Source organism: Pseudomonas sp. BN515, assembly GCF_029873155.1.
Lineage (GTDB): Bacteria > Pseudomonadota > Gammaproteobacteria > Pseudomonadales > Pseudomonadaceae > Metapseudomonas.
In genome coordinates, this window is the sequence record NZ_SSOH01000031.1 from 38,353 (window position 1) to 63,091 (window position 24,739).

General features: G+C 64.8%; 20 protein-coding genes. 6 read left to right on the forward strand and 14 right to left on the reverse strand.

What is annotated here, in order from left to right:
• The first annotated feature begins 33 nt into the window (after window positions 1-33).
• Entirely contained in the window at window positions 34-924 is an 891-nt protein-coding gene (locus E8E91_RS09430) for a hypothetical protein (RefSeq protein ID WP_280375527.1), read from the forward strand.
• Here the strand turns inward: E8E91_RS09430 and E8E91_RS09435 are convergent.
• The gene (locus E8E91_RS09435) at window positions 921-1,154 is read right to left on the reverse strand and encodes a DUF1127 domain-containing protein (RefSeq protein ID WP_280375528.1); all 234 of its coding nucleotides are present in this window, start codon (window positions 1,152-1,154) and stop codon (window positions 921-923) included. The genes E8E91_RS09430 and E8E91_RS09435 overlap by 4 nt on opposite strands.
• A gap of 186 nt (window positions 1,155-1,340) precedes the next feature.
• Between E8E91_RS09435 and E8E91_RS09440 the strand changes: the two genes are divergently transcribed.
• Window positions 1,341-2,756, forward strand: a complete 1,416-nt coding sequence (locus E8E91_RS09440) for a PLP-dependent aminotransferase family protein (RefSeq protein WP_280375529.1) — start codon at window positions 1,341-1,343, stop codon at window positions 2,754-2,756.
• Window positions 2,757-2,883: 127 nt separating this feature from the next.
• Here the strand turns inward: E8E91_RS09440 and E8E91_RS09445 are convergent, their stop codons facing one another.
• A complete protein-coding gene (locus E8E91_RS09445; RefSeq protein ID WP_178119260.1) occupies window positions 2,884-3,333 on the reverse strand; it encodes a transposase in 450 nt (149 codons plus the stop codon).
• 180 nt (window positions 3,334-3,513) lie between these two features.
• Window positions 3,514-5,691, reverse strand: a complete 2,178-nt coding sequence (yccS, locus tag E8E91_RS09450) for a YccS family putative transporter (RefSeq protein ID WP_280375530.1) — start codon at window positions 5,689-5,691, stop codon at window positions 3,514-3,516.
• A gap of 231 nt (window positions 5,692-5,922) precedes the next feature.
• Here yccS and E8E91_RS09455 point away from each other — a divergent pair, with 231 nt between their 5' ends.
• The gene (locus E8E91_RS09455) at window positions 5,923-6,690 is read left to right on the forward strand and encodes a transporter substrate-binding domain-containing protein (RefSeq protein ID WP_280375531.1); all 768 of its coding nucleotides are present in this window, start codon (window positions 5,923-5,925) and stop codon (window positions 6,688-6,690) included.
• A gap of 29 nt (window positions 6,691-6,719) precedes the next feature.
• Here E8E91_RS09455 and dbpA read toward each other — a convergent pair whose 3' ends face one another.
• The gene (gene dbpA / locus E8E91_RS09460; RefSeq protein WP_280375532.1) at window positions 6,720-8,099 is read right to left on the reverse strand and encodes an ATP-dependent RNA helicase DbpA; all 1,380 of its coding nucleotides are present in this window, start codon (window positions 8,097-8,099) and stop codon (window positions 6,720-6,722) included.
• Between the two features lie 60 nt (window positions 8,100-8,159).
• The gene (gene mdtD / locus E8E91_RS09465) at window positions 8,160-9,575 is read right to left on the reverse strand and encodes a multidrug transporter subunit MdtD (protein WP_280375533.1); all 1,416 of its coding nucleotides are present in this window, start codon (window positions 9,573-9,575) and stop codon (window positions 8,160-8,162) included.
• 151 nt (window positions 9,576-9,726) lie between these two features.
• On the opposite strand from mdtD, the gene torT reads away from it, so the two are divergent.
• Complete coding sequence (gene torT / locus E8E91_RS09470) at window positions 9,727-10,758, forward strand: TMAO reductase system periplasmic protein TorT (RefSeq protein ID WP_280375534.1); 1,032 nt, start codon at window positions 9,727-9,729, stop codon at window positions 10,756-10,758.
• Between the two features lie 217 nt (window positions 10,759-10,975).
• Here torT and betA read toward each other — a convergent pair whose 3' ends face one another.
• The 3 genes from betA to betI (E8E91_RS09485) form a co-directional block, all read right to left on the reverse strand.
• Window positions 10,976-12,664 (reverse strand): choline dehydrogenase, encoded by a 1,689-nt coding sequence (gene betA, locus E8E91_RS09475; RefSeq protein WP_280375535.1) that lies wholly within the window; start codon window positions 12,662-12,664, stop codon window positions 10,976-10,978.
• A 101-nt stretch (window positions 12,665-12,765) separates the two neighbouring features.
• Window positions 12,766-14,238, reverse strand: coding sequence for a betaine-aldehyde dehydrogenase (gene betB, locus E8E91_RS09480; RefSeq protein ID WP_271471706.1), 1,473 nt, complete (start codon window positions 14,236-14,238; stop codon window positions 12,766-12,768).
• Between the two features lie 47 nt (window positions 14,239-14,285).
• Entirely contained in the window at window positions 14,286-14,879 is a 594-nt protein-coding gene (gene betI / locus E8E91_RS09485) for a transcriptional regulator BetI (protein ID WP_280375536.1), read from the reverse strand.
• Between the two features lie 284 nt (window positions 14,880-15,163).
• Between betI (E8E91_RS09485) and E8E91_RS09490 the strand changes: the two genes are divergently transcribed.
• Window positions 15,164-16,708: a BCCT family transporter gene (locus tag E8E91_RS09490; RefSeq protein WP_280375537.1), complete on the forward strand. Its 1,545-nt coding sequence runs from the start codon at window positions 15,164-15,166 to the stop codon at window positions 16,706-16,708.
• Between the two features lie 105 nt (window positions 16,709-16,813).
• On the opposite strand, the gene betI (E8E91_RS09495) is transcribed toward E8E91_RS09490, so the two are convergent.
• The 6 genes from betI (E8E91_RS09495) to E8E91_RS09520 form a co-directional block, all read right to left on the reverse strand.
• Complete coding sequence (gene betI / locus E8E91_RS09495) at window positions 16,814-17,407, reverse strand: transcriptional regulator BetI (protein ID WP_280375538.1); 594 nt, start codon at window positions 17,405-17,407, stop codon at window positions 16,814-16,816.
• Window positions 17,408-17,669: 262 nt separating this feature from the next.
• Window positions 17,670-18,527: a glycine betaine ABC transporter substrate-binding protein gene (locus E8E91_RS09500; protein WP_280375539.1), complete on the reverse strand. Its 858-nt coding sequence runs from the start codon at window positions 18,525-18,527 to the stop codon at window positions 17,670-17,672.
• A gap of 154 nt (window positions 18,528-18,681) precedes the next feature.
• On the reverse strand, window positions 18,682-19,626 hold the full coding sequence (locus tag E8E91_RS09505; protein WP_280375540.1) for a choline ABC transporter substrate-binding protein: 945 nt from the start codon (window positions 19,624-19,626) through the stop codon (window positions 18,682-18,684).
• 34 nt (window positions 19,627-19,660) lie between these two features.
• Window positions 19,661-20,548 (reverse strand): proline/glycine betaine ABC transporter permease, encoded by an 888-nt coding sequence (locus E8E91_RS09510; RefSeq protein ID WP_190833384.1) that lies wholly within the window; start codon window positions 20,546-20,548, stop codon window positions 19,661-19,663.
• Window positions 20,549-20,550: 2 nt separating this feature from the next.
• Window positions 20,551-21,747, reverse strand: a complete 1,197-nt coding sequence (locus tag E8E91_RS09515; RefSeq protein ID WP_280370939.1) for a glycine betaine/L-proline ABC transporter ATP-binding protein — start codon at window positions 21,745-21,747, stop codon at window positions 20,551-20,553.
• Between the two features lie 415 nt (window positions 21,748-22,162).
• Window positions 22,163-23,119, reverse strand: coding sequence for a choline ABC transporter substrate-binding protein (locus E8E91_RS09520; protein ID WP_280375541.1), 957 nt, complete (start codon window positions 23,117-23,119; stop codon window positions 22,163-22,165).
• A 322-nt stretch (window positions 23,120-23,441) separates the two neighbouring features.
• Between E8E91_RS09520 and E8E91_RS09525 the strand changes: the two genes are divergently transcribed.
• Window positions 23,442-24,739: L-serine ammonia-lyase (locus tag E8E91_RS09525; protein ID WP_280375542.1), on the forward strand; the 1,298-nt coding region annotated here is incomplete at its 3' end.

Genomic DNA, 24,739 nt, shown 5'->3' on the forward strand with positions numbered 1-24,739 from the left:
TACTCAGGCGTACCGCTCGCTCCTGGGTGATCCATGCGCCGACTACCGCTGCTCTGCCTCAGCCTGTGCCTGGCCTGGGCTCATGCGGTCACGGCTGCTGAGCAGTGGCGGGTAGCGGTGGCAGAGGTTCCGGGGCTGGCCGAGGCGAACGGTACCGGCCCCCTGCCGGACCTGCTCCGCGCGCTGGACGCGCAATTGCCGGACATCGACTTCGAGCTGCAGATCACCCCCTTCGCCCGCACCTTCCATCTGCTGCAGAACGGCCAGTGCGAGTTCCAGGTGCCCTTTCTTGGCAATCTGCCGCGCCTGCCGGCCGGATTGCGCTATGGCTCGGGCCGTCTCTGGCAGGTGCGCTTCGGCCTGTTCACCCAGCGTGGCAATGCCCTCAGCGTCGCCCAACTGCTCGACCCGGCCCACGTGCTCAGTGCCGAGCGTCTGGCCGCCAGCGGCATGGACGCCGCTCAGCAGGCACAGCTGAAGCCCCTGTTGGGGCGGAGTTGGCGACTGGACGAATTGCAGGAGCAGCTCGCCATGCCTACCGTGCCCACGGCCTTGCGGACCCTGGCCTATCCCTATCGGATTGAGACCGATCGCGCCCATGCGCCCTGGCTGGGGTTCCCGGCGCTCTCCGGCAACAGCATCGAGGGCAGCCTGCAAAAGCTGGTGCGCGGGCGACTCGACGGCTACGTGTTCGCGGTGAACCAGACGGAACACGAGATCGACCGCCTGGGCCTGCGTGAGCAGTTGCGGGCCCAGGATTTCGGTCTCTATCCGGTGCGCTGGCTGGTGCCGGACAACCTGCGTGGCGCCCAGGTGGACCGGCGCCTCATGGAAGCCCTGGGCAAGCTGCAGAAGCAGCCGGGCTTCGAGAAATTGCAGGCGCCGCTGAACAGGTTGTCCAGCGACTGGAAGCCCTGGCCCTAGCGCTTCCAGAAGGGCTTGAGGGCTTCCTCCAGCGCCTGCGCGCGGCTCAGGCCAACGTCCCTCAGGGCGTGATCGTCCAGCTCCAGGAGCTGGCGGCGGGTATGCAGGCGCATCCAGAAGCGGTACCAGCGATCGCCCAGCCGTGCCGGTGCCAGGGAAACAGTGGCGCGCTGCTCCTGTTCCAGTTCCCGTGCTTGGAGAGTCAGACGTACATCGCTCAGGCCGTTCATCATTGCGTTCCTCATGCCCTTGGTGGATCGGGGTGGAACCATGATGTCCGTCGGCGAAATCACAATACAGATTCACGATCTGTATATTTTTTTCATACAGATTGCGTGATTTCCTATCTGAATCCTCCGTTTCAGGATCATCTGTAATGGTTCTGCTGCGGATATGTGCCGATTCGGGAGACTGTCATGAAGCTCTACATCAAGCTGGCCGAGACCCTGGGCGAACGTATTGAGCACGGGTACTACCGCCCCGGCGACCGCCTGCCATCGGTACGAGCCCTGAGCCTGGAGCACGGCGTGAGCCTGAGTACGGTGCAGCAGGCCTACCGGATTCTCGAAGACAGCGGCCTGGCCGAGCCGCGGCCGAAGTCCGGTTACTTCGTGCCGCCGCGCCGCCAGACGCCGGCGCTGCCAGCGGTGAGCCGCGCACCGCAACGGCCGGTGGATGTCTCGCAGTGGAATGACGTACTCGACCTGATCAAGCGCAGCGCCAAGGACAATGTGCTCCAGCTTGGCCGAGGCATGCCGGACATCACCAGCCCGACCTTGAAGCCTTTGCTGCGCAGCCTCGGCCAGATAAGCCGGCGCCAGGACGGCAGCGGTCTGTACTACGACAGCATCTACGGCACCCAGGCCCTGCGTGAACAGGTGGCGCGCCTGGCGCTGGATTCCGGCTGCCAGATCCCCGCCAGCGACATCGTCATCACCACCGGTTGCCACGAGGCGCTGTCGGTGGCGATCCGCTCCACCTGCGAGCCGGGGGACATAGTCGCGGTGGATTCGCCGAGCTTCCACGGCGCCATGCAGACCTTGAAGGGCTTCGGCATGAAGGCCCTGGAACTGCCCACCGACCCGCTCAATGGCATCAGCCTGGAGGCGCTGGAAATGGCCCTGGAACAGTGGCCAATCAAACTGATCCAGCTCACCCCCAACTGCAACAACCCGCTCGGCTACATCATGCCGGAGGCACGCAAGCGCGCCCTGGTCACCCTGGCCCAGCGTTATGACGTGCCAATCCTGGAGGACGACGTCTACGGCGACCTCGCCTACCAGTACCCGCGCCCGCGCACCATCAAGTCCTTCGATGCCGATGGCCGCGTGCTGCTCTGCAGCTCCTTCTCCAAGACTGTGGCGCCGGGTATCCGCGTCGGCTGGATCGCCCCCGGCCGCTACCTCGACCGGGTGCTGCACATGAAGTACATCTCCACCGGCGCCACCGCCACCCAGCCGCAACTGGCGCTGGCCGACTTCATCGCCAACGGTCACTACGAACCGCACCTGCGGCGCATGCGCAGCCAGTACCAGAACAGCCGTGACCAGATGATCGACTGGGTGATGCGCTACTTCCCCGAAGGCACCCGCGCCAGCCGGCCCCAGGGCAGCTTCATGCTCTGGGTGGAACTGCCCGAGGATTTCGACACCCTGCTTCTCAACCGCGCCCTGTTGCCCAAAGGCGTACAGATCGCCGCCGGCAGCATCTTCTCCGCCTCCGGCAAATACCGGAACTGCCTGCGGATGAACTACTCCTCCAAGCCCACCCCAAGCATCGAAGCCGCCGTGCGGATGGTGGGGGAGACGATCAGGGAGTTGATGGGGGAGTAAAGGAGGAGGCGTTCAGACCCCCAACTTGTGGGAGCGAATTCATTCGCGATTCAGGCCGCAGGCCTGCGGGTCAGGAGCCGCTGTGCGGCTTTCGCGAAGGAATTCGCTCCTACAGGATCGAGATCAATCAGAGCCAGTGCGCGTCCCAGAACGGATAGTCGCCAATCTGCTCCACCAGCCCTGCCCGCAAAGGGTTGGACACGATATAGCGGGCGACTTTCAAGAGATCTTCATCCCGCCGCAAACCGTGGTCATGGAACCCTGCTTGCCAGACCACACCGTCGATGCTCGTCTGCATTCCGAGCTGTCTCGCAGATCGGCCCTTGAACACTTTCACGACGGTGGAAAGGGGAATTGGCCCCCTGAGTTGAAACAACCAATGCAAATGGTCCGGCATCAGTACCCAGGCCAGTGAGTCGATCACGTTCTGCTCATGCAGGCGACGTAGCTCGGCGACAGCGATACGAGCGTGGGTGAAGTCCCTGAACAGTGGCCGGCGGCCTTCCGTGCTGGTTGTGATGTGGTAGATCTGTCCGGGTAAAGATCGCCTGCCCACCCTGAGTTTCTTGCTTGGCATTTCCATTGCCTCCTGGTTACGAAGGCAAAGACTTTAAAAGCCTGCTATGGAAGCTGGTGCTTGCCCGGGCAGGGAATTCACTGAAGGTCGTGAGCGGCGGAGCCCATACTCCGTGTGGGAAAGCATTCGCGAATGAATTCGCTCCCACAAGAATTGCGCTGCAAGCCTGGGATTGCTCCCCTACACCACCTTCCCCTCATTCAACAAATGCGCCGCCAGCGTCCTCAGCGCCCCCAGCTGCCGGCAGATAAGCCCAAGCTCGGTCTGCACCAGACGGGGGCGGTCGTCCATGTCTTCGGGTAGCTGCTCCAGGGTCTTGGCGAGGGCATCCTCCTCATCGCGATGAATACTGATCGGACGGCGGTCGGTCAGGCCCTGGGCGATGCAGTCCAGGCTTTCGGCAATCTGTTCGGCGGCTTGGTTGATGGTCGGTGTCAGGGCTTCGCCCGGCGTTTCGCTGCGATGGGCGCCGAGTGCGGAGAGGTAGCTGAGCAGGGTGTGGGAGAGCACCAGGAAGCGGAAGCCGACATCGGCCTCCTTCCGGAAGTGGCCCGGCTCCATGAGCATGTTGGACAGCGTGGTGGACAGTGCCGCGTCGGCGTTGTGGGCGTTGCGCCGGGCCAGGCGGTAGGCCAGGTCGTCGCGTTTGCCGCTGGCGTACTGCTGCATGATCTGCCGCAGGTAGCGGCTGTTGCAGGCGAGGGTGTTGGCCACCACCTGGTTGAGCCGGCGGCCCTGCCAGTCGGGCAGGATGAAGATCACCGCGAGGCCGGCGATCAGGGCGCCGAGCAGGGTGTCCACGAAGCGCGGCAGGAACAGGCCGTAGCTGTTGCCGACCTGGTTGAAGCAGAACAGCACCATCAGGGTGATCGCGGCGGTGGCCAGGGTGTAGCGGGTCGCACGGTTGGCGAAGAAGATCACCCCGGCGATCACGGCGAATGCGGACTGCACCAGGGCGCTGGGGAACAGGTCGAACAACGCCCAGCCCAGTGCCAGGCCGAGTAGGGTACCGGCGATCCGCTGCACCAGCTTGCGCCGGGTGGCGCCGAAGTTGGGCTGGCAGACGAACACCGTGGTCAGCAGGATCCAGTAGCCCTGCTCGGGGTGGATCAGGTGCAGCACGCCATAGCCGGCGGTCAGTGCGACAGCCATGCGCAGGGCGTGGCGGAACACCAGGGACGTGGGCGTGAGGTTCTGTTTGAGGCGTTCCCAGACGTCCTTCGGGCCCTTGGGCGAGCGGTCCAGCAGGCTGGCATCCTGGGCTTCGGCGAGGGCGTCAGGGTTGCTGGCATCGATCAGCAGGCGGTCGAGGGTGGCGAGGTTGCGCGCCAGGGCGTTGAGCGAGCGCAGCAGGCCGCGCCAGGCCGGGTTGCTCTGGATGCGCAGGTGTTCCAGGGATTTGTTCAGGTCTTCCAGAGCCTGGGCGCCGTCCAGGTAGTCGAACGGCTGGCGCATTCGGATGGCTCGGCCCAGGGCCTGGCAGGCGCCGCCCTGCTGGCGCAGCAGGCGCTGGCAGCGGAACAGCACATCGCTGTGGAAGAAGGCTTCGGCCAGTTCGTTGTAGGCGTAGTGGGAGGAACTGGCGCGTTCGTGGATGTCCTGGGCGAGGAAATAGAGCTTGAGGTAGCGACTCACCTTGGGGCCCGGCCGGCCATTGCCGACGCGGTGCAGGATGATCTCCTTGGCCGCATTGAGCGCCGCCACCACCTTGCCGTTCTGCCGTGCCAGCTCCAGGCGTCGTGCTTCCACGTCGAGCTGGCGCACCGGCTCCAGCAACGCGGATTTCAGCTTGAGGTACTGCCCCAGTTCACGGAACAGCTTGGCCAGGCTCTGCTGCACCGGCTGGTGGGTGAAGACGGCCTGCCAGAGCACCGACAGCAGGCCGTACCAGGCGGCGCCGGCCACCAGCAGCACGGGTTCCTGCCAGAGATTGGTGGGCGCGCCATCGCGCTGGTCCACGCCGATCATGGTGTAGATGGAAAGGATCAGCGTCGCCGAGGCGATGGTGGCGTAGCGCTCACCGAGGGCGCCGAGCATGGTCAGGCCGAAACTGGCCAGGGCCAGGGCGCCGACGAAGACCCAGGGGTAGGGGAACAGCAGTTCCACCGAGAGCGAGGCGACGCTGAAGCAGCCGAGGGTCACCAGCAGTGCAGTGAGACGTCCCTGCCAGCTGTCGTCGGTTTCCGCCAGGGCGCTGGCGATGATGCCGAGAAATAGGGGGATGAGCAGGTCCATGCGGTCCTGCTGCCAGCACAGCGCCATGCTTCCGGTGAGGGCGACGAAGACGCGCAGGCTGTAGCTGAACTTGTCGAGCGCCCAGAGGCGGCGCAGCGTTTCATTGAATCGGGTCGGGGGCATAGGGGCCTTGTGGGCGAATGTCCGTTACGGCTGTGCTGCTGGCGACAGCCTAAGGTGAGCGGGAGGCGCTGTCAGCCACCCTGTCGCATTCGATGCCGGGCGACGGCGGGAGTCACATGGAAAGGAATGAAAAAATCAGGCACGGGAGTACCTGGGCGCGCTGGTGGCCACCCGTATTTTGGTGCAGTCTTGGCGAACCCGCTGGCCAAACCTGTTCTCGGATGCCCCTGCATGAGACGACGCTGTGGTTTTGCCCTGTTCGCCCTGCTGCTCGCTACCGCAAGCGCCTACGCTGAAACCTTGCGCATGGCCGCCGACGTCTGGCCCCCCTTCACCGATGCGAGACTGCCGGGTAACGGGCTGGCGGCCGAGCTGGTGAGCACCGCGTTGAAGCGCGCCGGACACCGCCCGGAATATGTCGAAGTGCCCTGGGCCCGTGCCTTGCGTGGAGTCCAGGTGGGGGATTACGACTTGATCGTCAACGCCTGGTACAGCGATGAACGCGCGCGCTTCGGCCAGTTCTCCCAGCCTTACCTGACCAATCGCATTCTCTTCCTCAAGCGCAAGGGCAGCGACGTCGACTTCCGGACGCCGGCCGACCTCAAGCGCTACAGCATCGCCGTGGTGCGCGGATACAGCTACCTGCCGAGTTTCGATGCCGACACCAGCCTGAACAAGGTGGCGGTGAAGGGCTTCCAGATGGCCGCGCGGATGCTGGCCGCCGGGCGAGTACAGCTGACCCTGGAAGACGATCTGGTGGCGCGCTACTACCTCGGCCGCGAGTTGGCGGGCGTTCGAGACCAGTTGGAGTTCCTGCCTCGGCCGCTCAGCGAGAACGGCCTGCACATCCTGGTACGCCGCAGCCACCCGCGTCATCAGCAACTGGTGGATGAGTTCAACCGGGCGATGCAGGCCATGCGCGACGACGGCACCTATCAGGCCATCTTCGCCCGCCACGGCCTACCTGCCCCCGAAAGGACCTGCTGCGCGTCGGAATGACTGCGTTCAGCCCGGCATGTCGAGTGCCGTCAGAGGATGCGGACCTTGTAGCTACGCCCCTTGATCTTCCCTTCGCTGAGACGCTTGAGCGCCTGCTTGGCGATGCCGCGTTCCACGGCGACGAAGGCCTGGAAGTCGAAGATGGCGATCTTGCCCACCTGGCTGCCCGGAATCCCGGCTTCGCCGGTGAGGGCGCCGACGATGTCGCCGGGGCGCAGCTTTTCCTTGCGACCGCCGTTGATGCACAGGGTGGCCATGGGCGGCAGCAGGGGATCGCGGTTCTTCACGATCAGCTCGTCGATGCGCTGCCAGTTCAACGGCGCCTGTTGCAGATCCTCGATGGCCTGGGCGCGGTTGGCTTCGGCTGGCGCCACCAGGCTCAGGGCCAGGCCCTTCTCGCCGGCGCGGCCACTGCGGCCGACGCGGTGGATATGCACCTCGGGGTCGCGGGACAGTTCGACGTTGATGACGGCTTCCAGGTTGGCGATGTCCAGGCCGCGGGCGGCGACGTCGGTGGCGACCAGCACGCTGCAGCTCTGGTTGGCGAACAGCGCCAGCACCTGGTCACGCTCGCGCTGTTCCAGGTCGCCATGCAGCGACTGCGCGGACACGCCGTTGTCGCGCAGGTGGGCTTCCAGCTCCTGGCACTGCTGGCGGGTGTGGCAGAAGGCGACGCAGGACTGCGGGCGATTGCTCTGCAGCAGGCGCAGCACGGCGTCCATGCGCTGGCGCGGATCGATCTCGTAGAAGCGCTGCTCGATCTGGCTGTCGTCGTGCAGGGCCTCGACCTTCACCTGCTGCGGATCGCGCATGAAGGTCTTGGCCAGTTGCGCGATGCCTGCCGGGTAGGTGGCGGAGAACAGCAGGGTCTGCCGGCGTGCCGGGAGCTGGCCGATGATGTCGGCGATGCTGTCGTAGAAGCCCATGTCGAGCATGCGGTCGGCTTCGTCCAGCACCAGGGTGTTGAGACCGTCGAGCACCAGGGTGGCCTTGCGCAGGTGCTCCTGGACCCGGCCTGGCGTGCCGACGATGACGTGGGCGCCGTGTTCCAGCGAGCCCACTTGCGGGCCGAAGGGCACGCCGCCGCAGAGGGTCAGCACCTTGATGTTGCCGTGGCCTCGGGCCAGGCGGCGGATTTCCTTGGCCACCTGGTCGGCCAGCTCGCGAGTCGGGCAGAGCACCAGCGCCTGGCAGCCGAAGTAGCGCGGATTGAGCGGCTCCAGCAGACCGATGCCGAAGGCTGCGGTCTTGCCGCTGCCAGTCTTGGCCTGGGCGATAAGGTCCTGGCCCTTGAGGATCAGCGGCAGGGCCTGGGCCTGGATCGGCGTCATGTCGCGGTAGCCCAGGGTTTCCAGGTTGGCCAGGGTGGCCTCGGAGAGGGGCAGGGAAGTAAAGGCGGTGGTGGTCACGGGGGGAGCCTGAAAGTCTAAATGGCGCGCAGTTTAGCAGGCCGTGGCACGCCACCCCCGTCACTCGTCGATATCGCGGCCCACATGGTGCACGGCGCGGCCGCTGTCCGGTGGTAACTGGAAGAAAATCGCCGCCGCCAGCAGGGTCAGTACGCCAACGCACAGATAGGTGGCCTGGAAGGCCTCCAGCACGCTCTCCGCATCCGGCTTGCCGAAGCCGCCGAGCAATGCCGCCGCCACCGCAACGCCCAGGCTCATGGCCAGCTGCATCACCACCGAGAGCAGGCTGTTGCCGCTGCTGGCCTGTTGGTCGTCGAGGTCGAGCAGGGTGACGGTGTTCATCGCGGTGAACTGCATCGAGTTCACCGCCCCCAGGGCGCCCAGGTGCAGGAGCAGCAGCGGGTAGGGTGTGTCGGTGTCGATCAGCGCCAGGCTGGCGATCATCCCGCCGAGCAACAAGGTGTTGCCGAGCAACAGGCGGCGGTAGCCGAGGCGGTCCAGCAACGGTTTGGCCAGGGGCTTGGCGAGCATCGCGGAGATAGCGAGGGGGATCATGGTCATGCCCGCCTTGGCCGGCGAGTAGTCCAGGGCCACTTGCAGCAGCAGCGGTGTGAGGAAGGGCAGCGCGCCGCTGCCCAGGCGTGAGAACAGGTTGCCCAGGATGCCGGCCGCGAAGGTGCGCGTGCGAAACAGCGAGGGCGCGAACAAGGGGCTTTCCACCTGCACCGCGTGCAGCCAGTACGCGGCCAGGCAAGCCAGGCCGCCGAGCAGCAGGAGCATCACCCGAACATGGGGCAGGTGCAGCTCGCCCAGGCCTTCCAGGGCGATGGTGATCAGCACCATCGCGGTGCCGAACAGCAGGAAGCCAACCAGATCCAGGCGCACCGGTCCGCTGCCGCGCAAGTCGGGCATGAACCGCCAGGCGGCCAGGCCGCCGAGCAGACCCACCGGAATGTTGATGAGGAAGATCCAGTGCCAGGAGACGTACTCCACCAGCCAGCCGCCCAGGGTCGGGCCGATGAGTGGGCCGAGCAGGCCGGGCAGGGTGATGAAGCTCATGATGCGCACCAGCTCCGAGCGCGGGTAGGCGCGCAGCACCACCAGGCGCCCCACCGGCATCATCAGTGCGCCGCCGAGTCCCTGCACCACCCGGGCGCCCACCAGTTGCGGCAAGGTGGATGACAGGGAGCAGAACAACGAACCGAGGCTGAACAGCAGCACCGCGCCGAAGAACACCCGGCGCGTGCCGAATCGGTCGGCGATCCAGCCGGAGGCCGGAATCAGCAGGGCCACGGTGAGCATGTAGGCGATGATCACCGACTGCATGCGCAGCGGGTCCTCCGCCAGGTCTCGGGCCATGGCCGGGAGGGCCGTGTTGAGGATGGTGCCGTCCAGTGCCTGCATGAAGAAGGCTACCGCCACCAGCCAGGGCAACAGGCGGGCGGTACGGGCATCGAGGGAGACGGGTTCGGCCATGACGATCCTTCAGTGGGCGACCCTGCGCACTTTAGGCTCAGGCCGGTCCGGTTGCCAGTTGGTCACATTTGGACCAAGGAGTGCTGGCGCCCGGCTGTCAGGCTTGCCACTATCCATACCCCACTGTTCCTGCCATGGAAGGAATGTCCCAATGCGGACCCTCTGTGCCCTGCTGTTGAGCTGGCTGAGCGCGACCTCCTGCGTCGCGGCGGAGTGGTTTCCGTTGCAGGTCGAGGTGGATGGCCGCCAGGCCAGCTACCAGCCGCTGACCGGGGCGAGCAAGCCCTGGCGCATCTGCGCCCTGCTGCCCCACGGCATGGACCGCTACTGGTGGGGCGTGGCCTGGGGCCTGGATGAGGAAGCACAGCGCCAGGGCGTGCAGCTTGGCATATACGAAGCCGGCGGCTACCAGTATCCCGATATGCAGCGTGCGCAACTCACCCGTTGCGGCCAGCTTGCCGCCGATGCCTATGTGATTGCCGCCATCAGCGCCAAGGGGCTCTGCGACGAGATCGCCCTGCTGCACCGCGACAAGGTGCCGGTGATCGACCTGATCAACCGCATCGACTGCCCCGGCATCACCGCCCGCAGCCAGGTGGACTTCGCCGACATGGCCAAGGCCGCCATGGCCTACATCATCGAACACAGCAAGGGGCGAACGGTGCGCGTGGGCTGGCTGCCAGGGCCCCAGGACGCCGGCTGGGTGGCCGATGCCGAACGTGGCCTGGCCGAGATGGATGTGAGCAGCAAGGTGGCGGTGATAAACGGCGGCTACGGCCCGGTGGACCGATCCACCCAGGCGGTGCTGGTGCGCCAGTTGCTGGCCCGCGAACCGGAGCTGGACTACATCCTCGGCAATGCAGAGGCGGCGGCCTTCGCCGGCCAGCTGGTGCGTGCCGGCGGCAGCCGCTACAAGGCCCAGGTGGTTTCGCTCTATGCCACCGAGCGGGTGCTGGAAGCCATCGCCGATGGCTCGGTCCTGGCTTCGCCTACGGATGCGCCAGTGATTCAGGCGCGGGTGGCTGTGGACCTGGCGATACGTGCGCTGGAAGGCAAACCGTCGCCGCAGCGGGTCAGTCCGCGAATCGAAGTGATCGACAAGGGCAACTTCAAGCGCTTCGACATCAGCCACCTGATGCCGCCCAGCGGACACTGGATGATCCGGCAGGAGTTGCCGGAGTAGGACGTCAACGTTGGTGCGCGCGGCGCACCCTACCCGGCAACTTCCCCGCTCCAGGCCGGACACTGTGCGCACCGATTACGGGATCGGTGTGGCTCGACGCCCAGGTGCAGGCAATTTCGCGAATGAATTCGCTCCCACAACGGCGGTGGCAGCGTCGCGGAAATGAAAAAGGCCCCAGGTGCATAGCACCAGGGGCCTTTTCCTTTTCGCAGGAGCCTTACAGCTTGCGCAGCGGCGCGCCACGTACCGGCTTGTCGCCGGCCACGTAGTAGCTGGCGGTGCTACGCGGCAGCGGTTTGCGGTTGCGGATCTTATCGGCGATTTTCTCGGCGATCATGATGGTGGTCGCGTTGAGGTTGCCGGTGATGATCTCCGGCATGATCGACGCGTCCACCACCCGCAGGCCTTCCATGCCGTGCACGCGGCCCTGGCCATCCACCACCGCCATGTCGTCGGTGCCCATCTTGCAGGAGCAGGACGGGTGGAAGGCGGTTTCCGCATGGGTACGGATGAACTCGTCCAGCTCGGCGTCGCTCTTGAGGTTCGCGCCCGGGCTCAGCTCGCGGCCGCGGTACGGGTCCAGCGCCGGCTGGCCCATGATTTCGCGGGTGATGCGGATGCCGTCGCGGAATTCCTGCCAGTCCTGTTCGTGGGACATGTAGTTGAACAGGATGCTCGGGTGCTTGCGCGGGTCCTTCGATTTCAGGTGGATACGGCCACGGCTCGGCGAACGCATGGAGCCCATGTGGGCCTGGAAGCCGTGTTCCTTCACCGCGTTGCTGCCGTTGTAGTTGATCGCCACCGGCAGGAAGTGGAACTGGATGTTCGGCCACTCGAATTGCTCGCGGGTGCGGATGAAACCGCCGGCCTCGAACTGGTTGCTGGCGCCGAGCCCGGTGCCGAGGAACAGCCACTCGGCACCGATGGCCGGCTGGTTCCACCATTGCAGGGCGGGGAACAGGGACACCGGCTCCTTGCAGGCGTACTGCAGGTAGAGCTCCAGGTGGTCCTGCAGGTTGGCGCCCACGCCCGGCAGGTCGTGCACCACCGGTACGTCGAGGTCGCGCAGCAGGGCGGCCGGGCCGACGCCGGAGCGCTGCAGCAGTTGCGGCGAGGCGATGGCGCCGCTGCACACCAGGACTTCACGACGGGCACGGACGGTGATGGGGTTGTCGTTGTTGCCCTGCAGGTAGGCAACACCGGTGGCCCGCTTGCCGCTGAACAGGATGCGGTCGGTCAGGGCGTGGGTGACGATGGTCAGGTTGGGGCGGCTGCGTGCCTGGTCCAGGTAGCCGCGACCGGTGGCGGCACGGCGGCCTTCCGGGGTCACGGTGCGGTCCATGGGACCGAAGCCTTCCTGCTGGTAGCCGTTGAGGTCTTCGGTGCGGGGGAAACCAGCCTGCACGCCGGCTTCGACCATGGCGTGGAACAGCGGGTTGTTGCCGGCCTTGGGCGTGGTCACGCTCACCGGGCCTTCGCCGCCGTGGAAGTCGTTCGGGCCGATGTCGCGGGTTTCCGCCTTGCGGAAGTAGGGCAGGCAGTCCAGGTAGGTCCAGTCTTCCAGGCCCGGCGTCTTGGCCCAGCCGTCGAAGTCCAGCGCGTTGCCGCGGATGTAGCACATGCCGTTGATCAGCGAGGAGCCACCCAGGCCCTTGCCACGGCCGCACTCCATGCGGCGGTTGTTCATGAAGGGCTCGGGATCGGTCTCGTACGCCCAGTTGTAGCGGCGGCCCTGCAGCGGATAGGCGAGGGCGGCGGGCATCTGGGTACGGAAATCCATGCGGTAGTCCGGGCCGCCGGCTTCCAGCAGCAGGACGCTGACATCGGAATCTTCGGTCAGGCGGGTGGCCAGCACGTTACCGGCCGAACCGGCTCCGACGATGATGTAATCGAATTCTTGGGACATGTGACTTACCTGCTAGATAACCCGGGGTCGCCCCCGGGGCACGGCATCTTGTTCTTGGGTGCGGCCCGGTATGCTCCGGGCCGCCTGGGCGCGGGCTCGGGTCAGAACACCGAGTAGTAGTCGCCCATCTCGACCTGTACGGACTTGATGCGGGTGTAGTGGGCCAGGGTGGTCAGGCCGTTCTCGCGGCCGACGCCGGACTGCTTGTAACCGCCCACCGGCATTTCGGCGGGGGACTCGCCCCAGGTGTTGATCCAGCAGATGCCGGCTTCCAGCTTGTGGATCACGCGGTGGGCGCGGGCCAGGTCGCGGGTGACGACGCCGGCGGCCAGGCCGTACTCGGTGTCGTTGGCGCGGCGGATGACTTCTTCTTCGGTGTCGTACACCAGGATGCTCATCACCGGGCCGAAGATTTCTTCGCGGACGATGGTCATGTCGTCGGTGCAGTCGCTGAATACGGTTGCGGCCACGTAGGCGCCTTTGGCGTATTCACCGTCGGTGACGCGCTCGCCGCCGATCAGCAGGCGGGCACCTTCCTTGCGGCCGGCTTCGATGTAGCCGAGCACGCTTTCCATGTGGGCGAAGCTGGTCAGCGGGCCGAAGTTGGTGTTGGCATCTTCCGGGTTGCCCAGGCGGATGCGCTTGACGCGCTCGATCACCTTGTCTTCGAAGCGGGCCTGCAGGGCGCGCGGTACGAACACGCGAGTGCCGTTGGTGCAGACCTGGCCGGAGCTGAAGAAGTTGGCCATGACGGCGATGTCGGCTGCGCGGTCGAGATCGGCGTCTTCGAAAATGATCAGCGGCGACTTGCCGCCCAGTTCCATGGTCACTTCCTTCAGCGAAGAGCTGGAGGCGCTGGCCATCACCTTCTTGCCGGTGGAGGTGCCGCCGGTGAAGGAAATCTTCTCGATCAGCGGGTGTTCGGTCAGCCACTGACCAACTTCACGGCCGCTGCCGGTGAGGACGTTGAACACGCCATCCGGTACGCCGGCTTCGGTGTAGATCTCGGCCAGTTTCAGGGCGGTCAGCGGGGTGACTTCGCTGGGCTTGAAGATCATCGCGTTGCCGGCGGCGAGCGCCGGGGCGGATTTCCACATGGCGATCTGCACCGGGTAGTTCCAGGCGCCGATACCGGCGACCACGCCCAGGGGTTCGCGGCGGGTGTAGACGAAGCTGGTTTCGCGCAGCGGGATCTGCTCGCCTTCGATGGCGGGGATCAGGCCGGCGTAGTACTCGATCACGTCGGCACCGGTGACGATGTCCACGGCTTTGGTTTCGGCCAGGGGCTTGCCGGTGTCCAGGGTTTCCAGTGCGGCCAGCTCGTCGTTGCGCTCACGGAGGATATCCACGGCGCGACGCAGGATGCGCGAGCGCTGCATGGCGGTCATCGCGGCCCAGACTTTCTGGCCTTCGACGGCAGCGGCGACGGCACGCTCGACGTCGTCCTTGCTGGCGCGCTGGACGTTGGCCAGGACTTCACCAGTGGCCGGGTTGACGGTCTCGAAGGTGGCGCCGCTGGTAGCGTCGACGTAGCGACCGCCAATGTAGAGCTTCTGTTCTTCGAATCGGGCCATGGTGGTTGTCCTCTCTAGGTCTTGTGTTCGCAAGGCTGCCGGGCGGTTCACGCCGCCTGCTTGGCCAGTTGTTGATCAAGGAATTCGTAGGCGAGCAGGCGGGCCTGCTCGGTTTCGAAGGATTCGCCGGAGAGCGCGCCGCGCAGCCAGAGGCCGTCGATCAGGGCGGCCAGGCCACGCGCGGCGGTACGCGCGCTTTCCACATCGAGTTCGCGGCGGAACTGCCAGCAGAGGTTCGAGTACAGGCGCAGGTCGTTGATGCGCTGCAAACGGCGCAGGGACGGCTGGTGCATGCTGCTGGCCCAGAACGCCAGCCAGGTCTTCATGGCCGGGCCGTTGACCTGGGTCTCGTCGAAGTTGCCGTCGATGATGGAGCGGATGTAGCCACGCGCACTGTCGTCGCGCATGGTCTCGCGGCGCTTGCGCACCGCGTCCTGCAGATCGTTCATGAGGAAGCGCATGGTGGCTTCCAGCAGGCCGTTCTTGTCCTGGAAGTAGTGGCTGATGATGCCGTTGGAAACCCCGGCGAGCCGCGCAATGTAGGAAATGCTGGCGTCGCCCATGCCGACCTGGTCCACCGCCTCGAGCGTGGCGTGGATCAGCTGGGTGCGCCGCAGGGGCTGCATTCCGACTTTTGGCATGGGGTTTCCTCCTCTTCCGGAACCATTCCGGACGGGTTGAAATCCAGCCTACTTTATTTTGATTGATCGTTCAAACAACAAAGAATACGATGCGCACCATGGAACGGGATGCGGCAGTTCGCCGCACCTGATTTCAGGCCTTCTGCCGGCGGAAACCACCCGTCGCCGGCCGCTGGCGCGGGTCTGTCGTTGCGTCCATGAGGCGCCTGCTTTCACTGCCCTGGTATTTCCAAATGAGTAAAGCTCCAACAACAAACCACGGGAAGGTGCGTCTGAATCCGGTTGTGTTCTACGGATCCACCGCGCTCATCATGCTTCTCACGGTTGCCTTGATTGCGTTCCCGGAAGGTGCCGGCAGTGTGCTCGGCAAGGCCCAGGCCTGGCTGTCGCGCAGCTTCGGCTGGTACTACATGCTGGCCATCGGCGCGTACCTGTTCTTCGTCCTCTACGTCGCCTTCTCCCGCTACGGCAATCTGCGCCTGGGCGCCGACGACAGCCGTCCGGACTTCAGCTACGGCGCCTGGGCCGGGATGCTGTTTTCCTCGGGCATCGGCATTTCGCTGCTGTACTTCGCGGCCTCTGAGCCCATCGACCATCTCTACAACCCGCCGGAAGGCCTGCCGGGCAGCCAGTTCGCCGCACGCCAGGCGTTGCAGCTGACCTTCCTTCACTGGGGTGTGCATGGCTGGGCCATCTACGCACTGGTGGGCCTGGCGGTGGGTTACTTCGCCTATCGCCACAACAAGCCGCTGGCGCTGCGTTCGGCGCTCTACCCGCTGTTCGGCGAACGCCGGATGAAAGGTTCGGTGGGTAACGCGGTGGACTGCTTCGGCATCTTCGTGACCCTGCTGGGCCTGGTGACCAACCTCGGCATCGGTTCGCTGCAGGTGTCTTCCGGCCTGGAATACCTGTTCGGCCTGCCCCACAGCCAGGGCGCATTGCTGACGGTGATCCTGGTGATGAGCGCGGTGGCTACCCTGGCCGCGGTGTCGGGCATCGAGAAGGGCATCCGTCGCCTGTCGAACCTGAACATCATCCTGTTCAGCGGCCTGCTGGTGTTCGTGCTGCTGGCCGGCCAGACCCTGCACCTGCTCAACGGTTTCGTGCAGAACCTGGGTGACTACCTCAACGGCCTGGTGCTGAAGACCTTCGACCTTTACGTCTACACCGGCCAGTCCGGCAAGAGCGAAGAGTGGATGGGCCTGTGGACCCTGTTCTACTGGGCCTGGTGGATTTCCTGGGCGCCCTTCGTCGGCATGTTCGTGGCCCGTATCTCCCGTGGCCGCACCGTGCGCGAACTGGTTAGCGGCGTGCTGCTGATTCCGCTGGGCTTCACCCTGGCCTGGCTGTCGGTGTTCGGCAACAGCGCCATCGACCTGGTGATGAACCAGAACGCGGCGGACCTCGGCAAGGCGGCGCTGGAGCAGCCGGCCATGTCCATCTACCTGCTGCTGGAGCATTACCCCTGGGCCAAGGCGGTGATCGGCCTGTCGATCTGCGTCGGCTTCGTGCTCTTCCTCACCCCGGCCGACTCCGGCTCGGTGATGCTGGCCAACCTGTCCCGCGAGGAAGGCGACCTGGACGAAGACGCGCCGAACTGGCTGCGCATCTTCTGGTCCGTGGTGGTGACCCTGGCGACCATCGGCCTGCTGTTCGCCGGCAACTTCACCGCGATGCAGACGGTGGTGGTGCTGGCTGGCCTGCCGTTCTCGGTGGTGTTGCTGCTGTACATGTTCGCCCTGCTCAAGCAGATGAAGGCGGATGTGGCGGCGATGGAGCAGGCGCCGAAGCAGCCGAAAGTCGTCCAGTTGCATGGCGAAGCGGCCTGATCGGCTAATCGCCTGGATTGAAAAAGCCCGGTCTTGGACCGGGCTTTTTTATTGGCCTGTGGGAGCGAATTCATTCGCGAATAAATTCGCTCCCACAAGAAAGCATTACCTTTCGGCCTTGGCCAGCTGCTGATCCAGGTACTCATAGGCGATGTGCAGCGCCTGCTCGATATTGAAGGCATCGCCCGAGAGGGCGCCGCGCAGCCACAGGCCGTCGATCAGCGCAGCCAGGCCACGGGCAGCGGAGCGCGCCTGGTCCACGGGCAGGGCACGGCGCAGTTCGCAGCAGAGGTTGGAATACAGGCGGTGATCGTTGATCCGCTGCAGGCGGCGCAGGGACGGCTGGTGCATGCTGGCAGCCCAGAAGGCCAGCCAGGTTTTCATGGCCGGGCCGCTGACCTGACTGTCGTCGAAGTTGCCGGCGACGATGGCCCGCAAGTGTTCGCGCGGGGTGTCGTCGTGCAAGGTGGAGCGACGCTCGCGCACAGCACCGCTGAGGGCGGCCATCAAGTGGCGCATGGTGGCTTCCAGCAGGCCGTTCTTGTCCTGGAAGTAATGGCTGATGATGCCGTTGGAGACCCCGGCAACACGGGCGATATAGGCGATGCTGGCATCGCTGAGGCCTACCTGGTCGACGGCTTCGAGGGTGGCCTGGATCAACTGCGAGCGGCGGATCGGCTGCATTCCGACCTTGGGCATCGGGTATTTCCACCATTTTGTGCGGGAATTGGGAGCGCGCAGTCTAGGGGGAAATTGATTGATCGATCAATCGATGGGATTGATCGGGGGAGGGGCGAAGTGCCAGCTGTAGGAGCGATTTCAATCGCGAAAGGGGCGCGCAGCGGCCCCAGCCTTTCCGGGGCAGGCCTTCGGCCTGCTTCGCGATTGAAATCGCTCCCACAAAAAACAGAACGCCCCCGCGGGCGATGGCCGGCGGGGGCGTCCAGGGCGAGCTAGCTGCTTACTTCAGCCACTCATCCACGCGTTGCGGGTTCTTGGCGATCCAGTCCTTGGCGGCAGCTTCCGGCTTGGCGCCTTCGCGGATGGCCAGCATCACCGCACCCACTTCCTCGCCGTTCCAGGAGAATTTCTTCAGGAACGCGGTGGCGTCGGCGGCTTTGGCTTCCAGGCCAGGGTTGACCACGGTGTCGACGTGCTCGTCATCGCCATAGACTTTTTTCGGGTCTTCCAGGAAGCGCAGTTTCCACTTGGCGAACATCCAGTGCGGAATCCAGCCGGTCACCACGATCGGCTTCTGGGCCTTCTCGGCGCGGGTCAGGGCGGTTGCCATGGCCGGGCCGGAGCTGGGCATCAGCTTGATGTCGAGGTTGTACTGCTTGATGGCGTCTTCGGTGCGGCGCATTACGCCCGCGCCGGCGTCGATACCGGTGATCTTGCCGTCGAAGTCCTTGCTGTACTTGCTCAGGTCCTCAATGGACTTGGCCTGGACGTAGTCCGGGACGATCAGGCCGATCTTGGCGCCGGTGTAGTTCGAGCCCAGCACCACGACCTTGTCCTTCAGCTTGGCGTAGTACTCGCCGTGGGTGGCCGGCAGCCAGGCGGAGAGGGTGGCGTCCAGGTCGCCACGGGCCACGCCTTGCCACATGATGGCCGGCTCGACGGGTTTCAGTTCGACGCCGTAACCGAGTTTCTCCTTGAGGATTTCGCCGGCGACGTAGGTGGCGGCGACGCTGTCGTCCCAGCCGTTCACGAAGCCGATCTTCAGGGTTGGTTTGTCAGCGGCGTTGGCCATGCCCATGCCGAGGGCAAGGGCGGCGACGCCGAGGGTCTTGAGGTACAGGGATTTCATCTTGCGCATACGTATTGCTCCATCAGGTGGGATTGGCAGCCAACTACGTGGTCGGTGACCCGTTCTCAGGCGGGGTTCGCGACAGTGCCCGTCGTGACCCGTTGCCGGGCCACGATTGGCGAATTGCAAGGAAACGGGCTCCTGTGGGAGGAGCCCCGGGGTGTTACAGGCCGATGTGTTTCTTCACGGCGGCGGCGCCGTCCTGGCCATCGAAGGTGGTGACGCCGGCGAGCCACTTGTCCAGCACGGCCGGGTTGGCCTTGAGCCAAGTGGTGGCGACTTTCACCGGGTCTTCCTTCTCCAGGATCTTCTCCATCAGCTGGCTTTCCATCTGCACGTTGAACTGCAGATTGTTCAGCAGCTTGCCGACGTTGCCGCAACGCTGTTCATAGTCCGGCGGCACCACGGTGTAGACCTTGGCGGCGCCGTAGTCCGGACCGAACACGTCGTCGCCACCGGCCAGGTAGGTGATGTCGAACTGAGTGTTCATCGGGTGCGGTGCCCAGCCCAGGAACACCACCGGTTCCTTCTTCTTCACGGCGCGCTGCACCTGTACCAGCATGCCGGCTTCGGAAGACTCGACCATGCGGAATTGGCCCAGGCCGTACTGGTCGCCCTTGATCATCTTGTCGATCAGCAGGTTGCCGTCGTTACCCGGTTCGATGCCGTAGATCTTGCCGCCGAGCTGGTCCTTGAACTTGGCGATGTCCTGGAAACTCTTCAGGCCGGCGTCAGCCGCGTAGGTGGGAACCGCCAGGGTGTACTTGGCGCCTTCCAGGTTCGGGGTTGCCAGCACCTTCACGCCGTTGTCCTTGGTGAAGGGCTCGATCACCGCGTCCATGGAGGGCGCCCAGTAGCCGAGGAAGACGTCGATCTGCTTGTTCTTCACGCCGGTGAAGGCGATGGGCACGGACGCCATGATCTTGCGCGGGGTGTAGCCCAGTCCTTCGGTCAGCACCATGGCTACGCCGGTGGTGGCAGCGATGTCGGCCCAGCCGATTTCGGCGAAGCGGACCTGCTTGCAGCTCTGCGGCTCCTGGGCCCAGGCACCCTGGGCCAGTGCGCAGGCCAGCAGGCCCAGTGCAGCGACTTTCTTCATTTTTTTCATTAGCGACTCCCTGACATTGAAAGGTGAAGCGTTCTTAGTGCGCTTGCTGCCGCTGCAATCTGGCGCCGAGTCGACCGAATACGCGACCGCGAGTCGCGGTCTGGCGGGTGCCGAAGCTTTCGGTGATACGGTCGAGAATGATTGCCAGCAGTACCACTGCCATGCCGCTCTCGAAGCCCAGGCCGATGTCCAGGCGCTGGATACTGGCGAGCACGTCGTTACCCAGGCCACCGGCGCCGACCATCGACGCGATGATCACCATGGACAACGCCATCATGATGGTCTGGTTCACGCCGGCCATGATCGACGGCATGGCGTTCGGCAGCTGCACTTTGTATAGCAGTTGCCAGCTGGTGCAGCCGAAGGATTGGCCGGCTTCGACGATTTCCTTGTTCACCTGGCGGATACCGAGCGCGGTCAGGCGCACCGCCGGGGGCATGGCGAAGATCACGGTGGCGATGATGCCGGGCACGCGGCCGAGGCCGAAAAGCATCGCTGCCGGAATCAGGTAGACGAACGCCGGCATGGTCTGCATGAAGTCCAGTACCGGGCGGATCACATAGGCCACGCGCTCGCTCTTGGCGGCCCAGATACCCAGCGGAATGCCGAGCAGCAGGCTGATCAAGGTGGAGGAGAAGGTCAGGCCGAGGGTGACCACGGTCTGCTCCCAGAACCCGGTCATCACGATCAGGATCAGCGAGGCCGCGGTGAAGGCAGCGAACTTGGCGCCGATACGCCAGAAGCCCAGGCCCACGAACACGGCGATGATCACCCAGGCCGGCGGCCAGAGCAGGAAGCGCTCAATCAGCTCGGAGAAGCCGCTGACCACATTGCCGACGCTTTCGAAGGCGCCGCTGTAGTTTTCGAGCAGGTGCTGGACGACGTCATTCACCCAGCTGCCAAGATCCAGTTTCTCGCTCATCGTCATTCTCCCCGCAGGCGGCTCAGCAGGCGGCCTTTGCTGATCGCGCCGCTATAGCGGCCACTCTGGTCGACCACCGGGATCGGCCCTTCGTTTATCACCAGGCGCTGGATGACGCTGTCGAGTGGCAGGTCTTCCGGTACCGGGTCGATGTGCTTGAGCAGGCTCTGCTCCAGATCCAGGGTCCGGCCGCCCTCTACCAGCAGGGCGATCTTTTCCAGGCTGATGGAGCCACGGAAGTTGTTCTTCTCGTCGACGATGAAGGCGTAGTGCTTGTCCATGGCCTGCAGCTTCTGGCAGACCGTCTGGGCGTCGGGCGCCTTGCCGTTGTGCACGAACAGCGGAACGCTGTCGGACTTGAGCTGGCCGGCGGTGAGGTAGCGGCTGGTGTCGACCGTGTTGAAGAAGTTGCGCACGTATTCGTTGGCGGGGTTCTCGATGATCTCCTGGGGCGTGCCCACCTGGATCAGCTTGCCGCCTTCCATGATGCCGATGCGCGAACCGATGCGCATGGCCTCTTCGATGTCGTGGGACACGAAGATGATGGTGCGGCTGTGCTTCTTCTGCAGGTCCAGCAGCACGTCCTGCATTTCGCGGCGCTTGAGCGGGTCGAGTGCGGAGAAGGCCTCGTCCATGATGATCATCGACGGGTCCACGGCCAGGGCGCGGGCCAGGCCCACACGCTGTTGCATACCGCCGGAGAGCTCATGGGGATACTTGTGGGCGAAGCTGGCCAGGCCAACCTGCTCCAGCACTTCCATGGCGCGCTTCTCGCGTTCTTTCTTGCCCTTGCCCGCCACTTCCAGACCGAAGGCGGCGTTGTCCAGCACGCTGCGTGACGGCATCAGCGCGAAGGACTGGAACACCATGCTCATGTCGCGGCGGCGCAGGTCGATCAATTGCGACTTGGGCAGCTTGGCGACGTTCTGGCCGTCGATGAACACATCGCCGGCGGTGGGTTCGATCAAACGGTTGATCAGACGAATCAGGGTCGACTTGCCAGAACCCGACAGGCCCATTAGCACGAAGATCTCACCTTCGTTGACGCTGAAGGACACATCGCTGACGCCGATCACGGCGCCCCGTTCGGCCAGGATCTTTTCCTTGCTCCAGCCTTGCTTGAGTAGATCGATTGCTTCTTGTGGTTGTTGCCCGAAAACCTTGTAGAGGTTTTGAACCACGATCTTTCCAGACTGCATGGGATATTTCCCCTTCAGTAGACATCCAGGTCAGCTACACGGAGCCAGAACGGACGCTCGACGACGCCCAGCCTGGTGATGCCGACTGTCTTGCCTGTGTGGATAACAATGTTTCGAGAACCTGACAGCCCTCTGGCAGTGTTACGAAACCCATTCCCTGGGCGGGTTCAGCACCTCGGCCAGAGGTGCGCGTACTTCCGAAATTTCTTATTAGGCCGACCTCTATTCGGGGGGAGGTCGCCGCTTGTGTTCTTCGGTCCGGAGCGGAGTGCTCGCGGTCTGTCGGTCCACGGGAACCGACAGCGACGAAATCGGGTGACTCAACGATAAAGCCTTGAGGCCTTCGCAATTGTCGGTTTGCGACGTCCATATATTGAGCGGCGACATGGCCGGTGATATCGCTGGATGCGCCGTGTCACGGCGCTTCCACCTGCGTGAGTGCTGTTGGCAGGGGACCGCCGTCACGCGCGGTGACGCCCTGCAGCCAGGCGGTCAGCGTGTCGGGATTGGCTTTCAGCCACGCCTTCGCTTCGCGCCTGCGGTTGGTGCTCTGATTAAGTATGGCCTCCATCAGGTGGTTCTCCATGGCCAGGCTGAACTTGAGGTTTTTCAGCAGTCGTCCGAGGTTGGGGCACTCCCGGGTCAGGCCCTTGCGCACATTGGTATAGACAGTGGCGCCGCCGTAGTCCGGGCCGAACACGTCATCGCCGCCGGCCAGGTAATGCATGTTCAGCTGGTTGTTCATCGGGTGCGGTTCCCAACCGAGGAAGACCGCCCACTGGTTGAGGTGCTCGGCGCGCTTGACCTGGGACAGCATGCCGCTTTCGCTGGACTCCACGAGTTTGAAACCGCCGAGGCTGAAGGCGTTCTCCTGGATCATCTTGCCGATCAGCTTGTTGCCGTCGTTACCGGGCTCGATGCCATAGATCTTGCCGCCCAGCTGCTCCTTGAACTTCGCCAGGTCGGCGAAGCTCTTCAGTCCGCCGTCCCAGGCCGCCTGGTTGACCGCCAGGGTGTACTTGGCGCCGACGAGGTTGGCCCCCAGGGTTTCCACCGTGCCGTTCTCCCGATAGGGGCGGATGTCGTTTTCCATGCTCGGCATCCAGTTGCCGAGGAACACATCGATCTTGCCTTCGCCGAGGGCCTTGTAGGTATCCGGCACCGACAGGCGCTTGACCTTGGTGACGTAGCCGAGCTCGCTCAGCACATGGCGGGTGACGGCGGTGGTGACCGTGATGTCGCTCCAGCCGACATCGGCGAACTGCACGGTGGAGCAGCGCTCGGGATCGGCGGCGGCCAGGGCTTGGGGGAGGGTGAAAAGGGAGGCGGCCAACAGCGTTGTTGCGAACAGGGGCGTGGTGGGTCGAGTCATTGAAGGGGTCCGTCCACAGCAGGAATTATTGTCGTTCTCCGGACTCGCGTGGCTGTCGGACTGCTGCAGGCCCCCGCCCCCGGGCGGCGGAATGATGCGGGCCAGACGCATCGCCTGACTACCGACCCGGTCGCACTCAGAACTTATCTGTCGCGGCTGGCATAGGGAAGCTGATGCTCAGTCGCGACGACTCTCTGTAGGGGCAGAGCGAACCATTCCCGGCCACGACGTGTTTGGATACGAGCAAGTCGGTGTGGGAAGTCCTCGCTCCGGCGAAATGCCGATCATGTCCGACAAGTGTGATCCTTATCGGAGTTGCCCCGTGGCTATCAGCGTTTTCGACCTGTTCAAGATCGGTATCGGCCCTTCCAGTTCGCATACCGTGGGGCCGATGCGGGCGGCGGCGCTGTTCGCCACGGCACTGCGCGAGCGCGGCTTGCTGGCGCAGGTAACGCGCGTCGAAGTACGCCTGTATGGCTCGCTGTCGGCCACCGGTGTCGGCCACGGCACCGACCGCGCCACCCTGGTGGGGCTGATGGGGGAATGGCCGGACCAGGTCGACCCGAAACAGATCGCCCCGCGCATCGAGGCGCTGAAGGCCTCCCGCGAACTGCTGCTGGACGGCAGCCACCCGGTCGCCTTCGACTGGCAGCGCGACCTGCTGCTGCTCGACGAGAACCTGCCGTATCACCCCAACGCCATGACCCTGATCGTCGAAGGCGAGGGCGGCGAACTGCACCGCGACACCTACTACTCCATCGGCGGCGGTTTCGTCGTCGACGAGGCCCAGGCGAAGTCCGGCCAGCTGGACCAGGACGCCACCAAGCTGCCCTACGACTTCTCCAGTGCCGAAGAACTGCTGGAACTCTGCCAGCGCCACAACCTGCGTATCTCCGAGCTGATGCTGGCCAACGAGAAGGCCTGGCGCAGCGAGGCGGAGATCCGCGCTGGCCTGCTGAAACTGTGGGACGCCATGCAGGAATGCGTGCGCAACGGCATGGGCGAGGAAGGTATCCTCCCCGGCGGGCTCAACGTGCGTCGCCGTGCCGCGAAGCTGCACCGCAGCCTGCAGGAGCTGGGCAAGCCCAACGTGATCGGCAGCACCATGAGCGCCATGGAGTGGGTGAACCTCTACGCCCTGGCGGTGAACGAGGAAAACGCCGCCGGCGGGCGCATGGTCACCGCGCCCACCAACGGTGCAGCGGGGATCATCCCGGCGGTGCTGCACTACTACATGCGCTTCAATCCCGAGGCGACTGACGACGACGTGGTGCACTTCTTCCTCGGCGCCGCCGCCGTCGGCATCCTGTGCAAGAAGAACGCCTCGATCTCCGGTGCCGAAGTGGGTTGCCAGGGCGAAGTGGGCTCGGCCTGTGCCATGGCCGCCGCTGGCCTGGCGGAAGTGCTCGGGGCGACCCCGGCGCAGCTGGAGAACGCGGCTGAGATCGGCCTGGAGCACAACCTCGGGCTGACCTGCGACCCGGTGGGCGGGCTGGTGCAAGTGCCGTGCATCGAGCGCAACGCGATCGCCGCGGTGAAGGCGATCAACGCGGCGCAGATGGCCTTGCGCGGCGACGGCGAGCACTTCATCTCGCTGGACCGGGTGATCCGCACCATGCG

Excerpts from the sequence above, each read along its gene's own strand:
- E8E91_RS09430 (WP_280375527.1), top strand. The coding sequence starts at position 34 with ATGCGCCGACTACCGCTGCTCTGCCTCAGCCTGTGCCTGGCCTGGGCT.
- E8E91_RS09435 (WP_280375528.1), bottom strand. The coding sequence starts at position 1,154 with ATGAACGGCCTGAGCGATGTACGTCTGACTCTCCAAGCACGGGAACTG.
- E8E91_RS09440 (WP_280375529.1), top strand. The coding sequence starts at position 1,341 with ATGAAGCTCTACATCAAGCTGGCCGAGACCCTGGGCGAACGTATTGAG.
- E8E91_RS09445 (WP_178119260.1), bottom strand. The coding sequence starts at position 3,333 with ATGCCAAGCAAGAAACTCAGGGTGGGCAGGCGATCTTTACCCGGACAG.
- yccS (WP_280375530.1), bottom strand. The coding sequence starts at position 5,691 with ATGCCCCCGACCCGATTCAATGAAACGCTGCGCCGCCTCTGGGCGCTC.
- E8E91_RS09455 (WP_280375531.1), top strand. The coding sequence starts at position 5,923 with ATGAGACGACGCTGTGGTTTTGCCCTGTTCGCCCTGCTGCTCGCTACC.
- mdtD (WP_280375533.1), bottom strand. The coding sequence starts at position 9,575 with ATGGCCGAACCCGTCTCCCTCGATGCCCGTACCGCCCGCCTGTTGCCC.
- torT (WP_280375534.1), top strand. The coding sequence starts at position 9,727 with ATGCGGACCCTCTGTGCCCTGCTGTTGAGCTGGCTGAGCGCGACCTCC.
- betA (WP_280375535.1), bottom strand. The coding sequence starts at position 12,664 with ATGTCCCAAGAATTCGATTACATCATCGTCGGAGCCGGTTCGGCCGGT.
- betB (WP_271471706.1), bottom strand. The coding sequence starts at position 14,238 with ATGGCCCGATTCGAAGAACAGAAGCTCTACATTGGCGGTCGCTACGTC.
- betI (WP_280375536.1), bottom strand. The coding sequence starts at position 14,879 with ATGCCAAAAGTCGGAATGCAGCCCCTGCGGCGCACCCAGCTGATCCAC.
- betI (WP_280375538.1), bottom strand. The coding sequence starts at position 17,407 with ATGCCCAAGGTCGGAATGCAGCCGATCCGCCGCTCGCAGTTGATCCAG.
- E8E91_RS09500 (WP_280375539.1), bottom strand. The coding sequence starts at position 18,527 with ATGCGCAAGATGAAATCCCTGTACCTCAAGACCCTCGGCGTCGCCGCC.
- E8E91_RS09505 (WP_280375540.1), bottom strand. The coding sequence starts at position 19,626 with ATGAAAAAAATGAAGAAAGTCGCTGCACTGGGCCTGCTGGCCTGCGCA.
- E8E91_RS09510 (WP_190833384.1), bottom strand. The coding sequence starts at position 20,548 with ATGAGCGAGAAACTGGATCTTGGCAGCTGGGTGAATGACGTCGTCCAG.
- E8E91_RS09515 (WP_280370939.1), bottom strand. The coding sequence starts at position 21,747 with ATGCAGTCTGGAAAGATCGTGGTTCAAAACCTCTACAAGGTTTTCGGG.
- E8E91_RS09520 (WP_280375541.1), bottom strand. The coding sequence starts at position 23,119 with ATGACTCGACCCACCACGCCCCTGTTCGCAACAACGCTGTTGGCCGCC.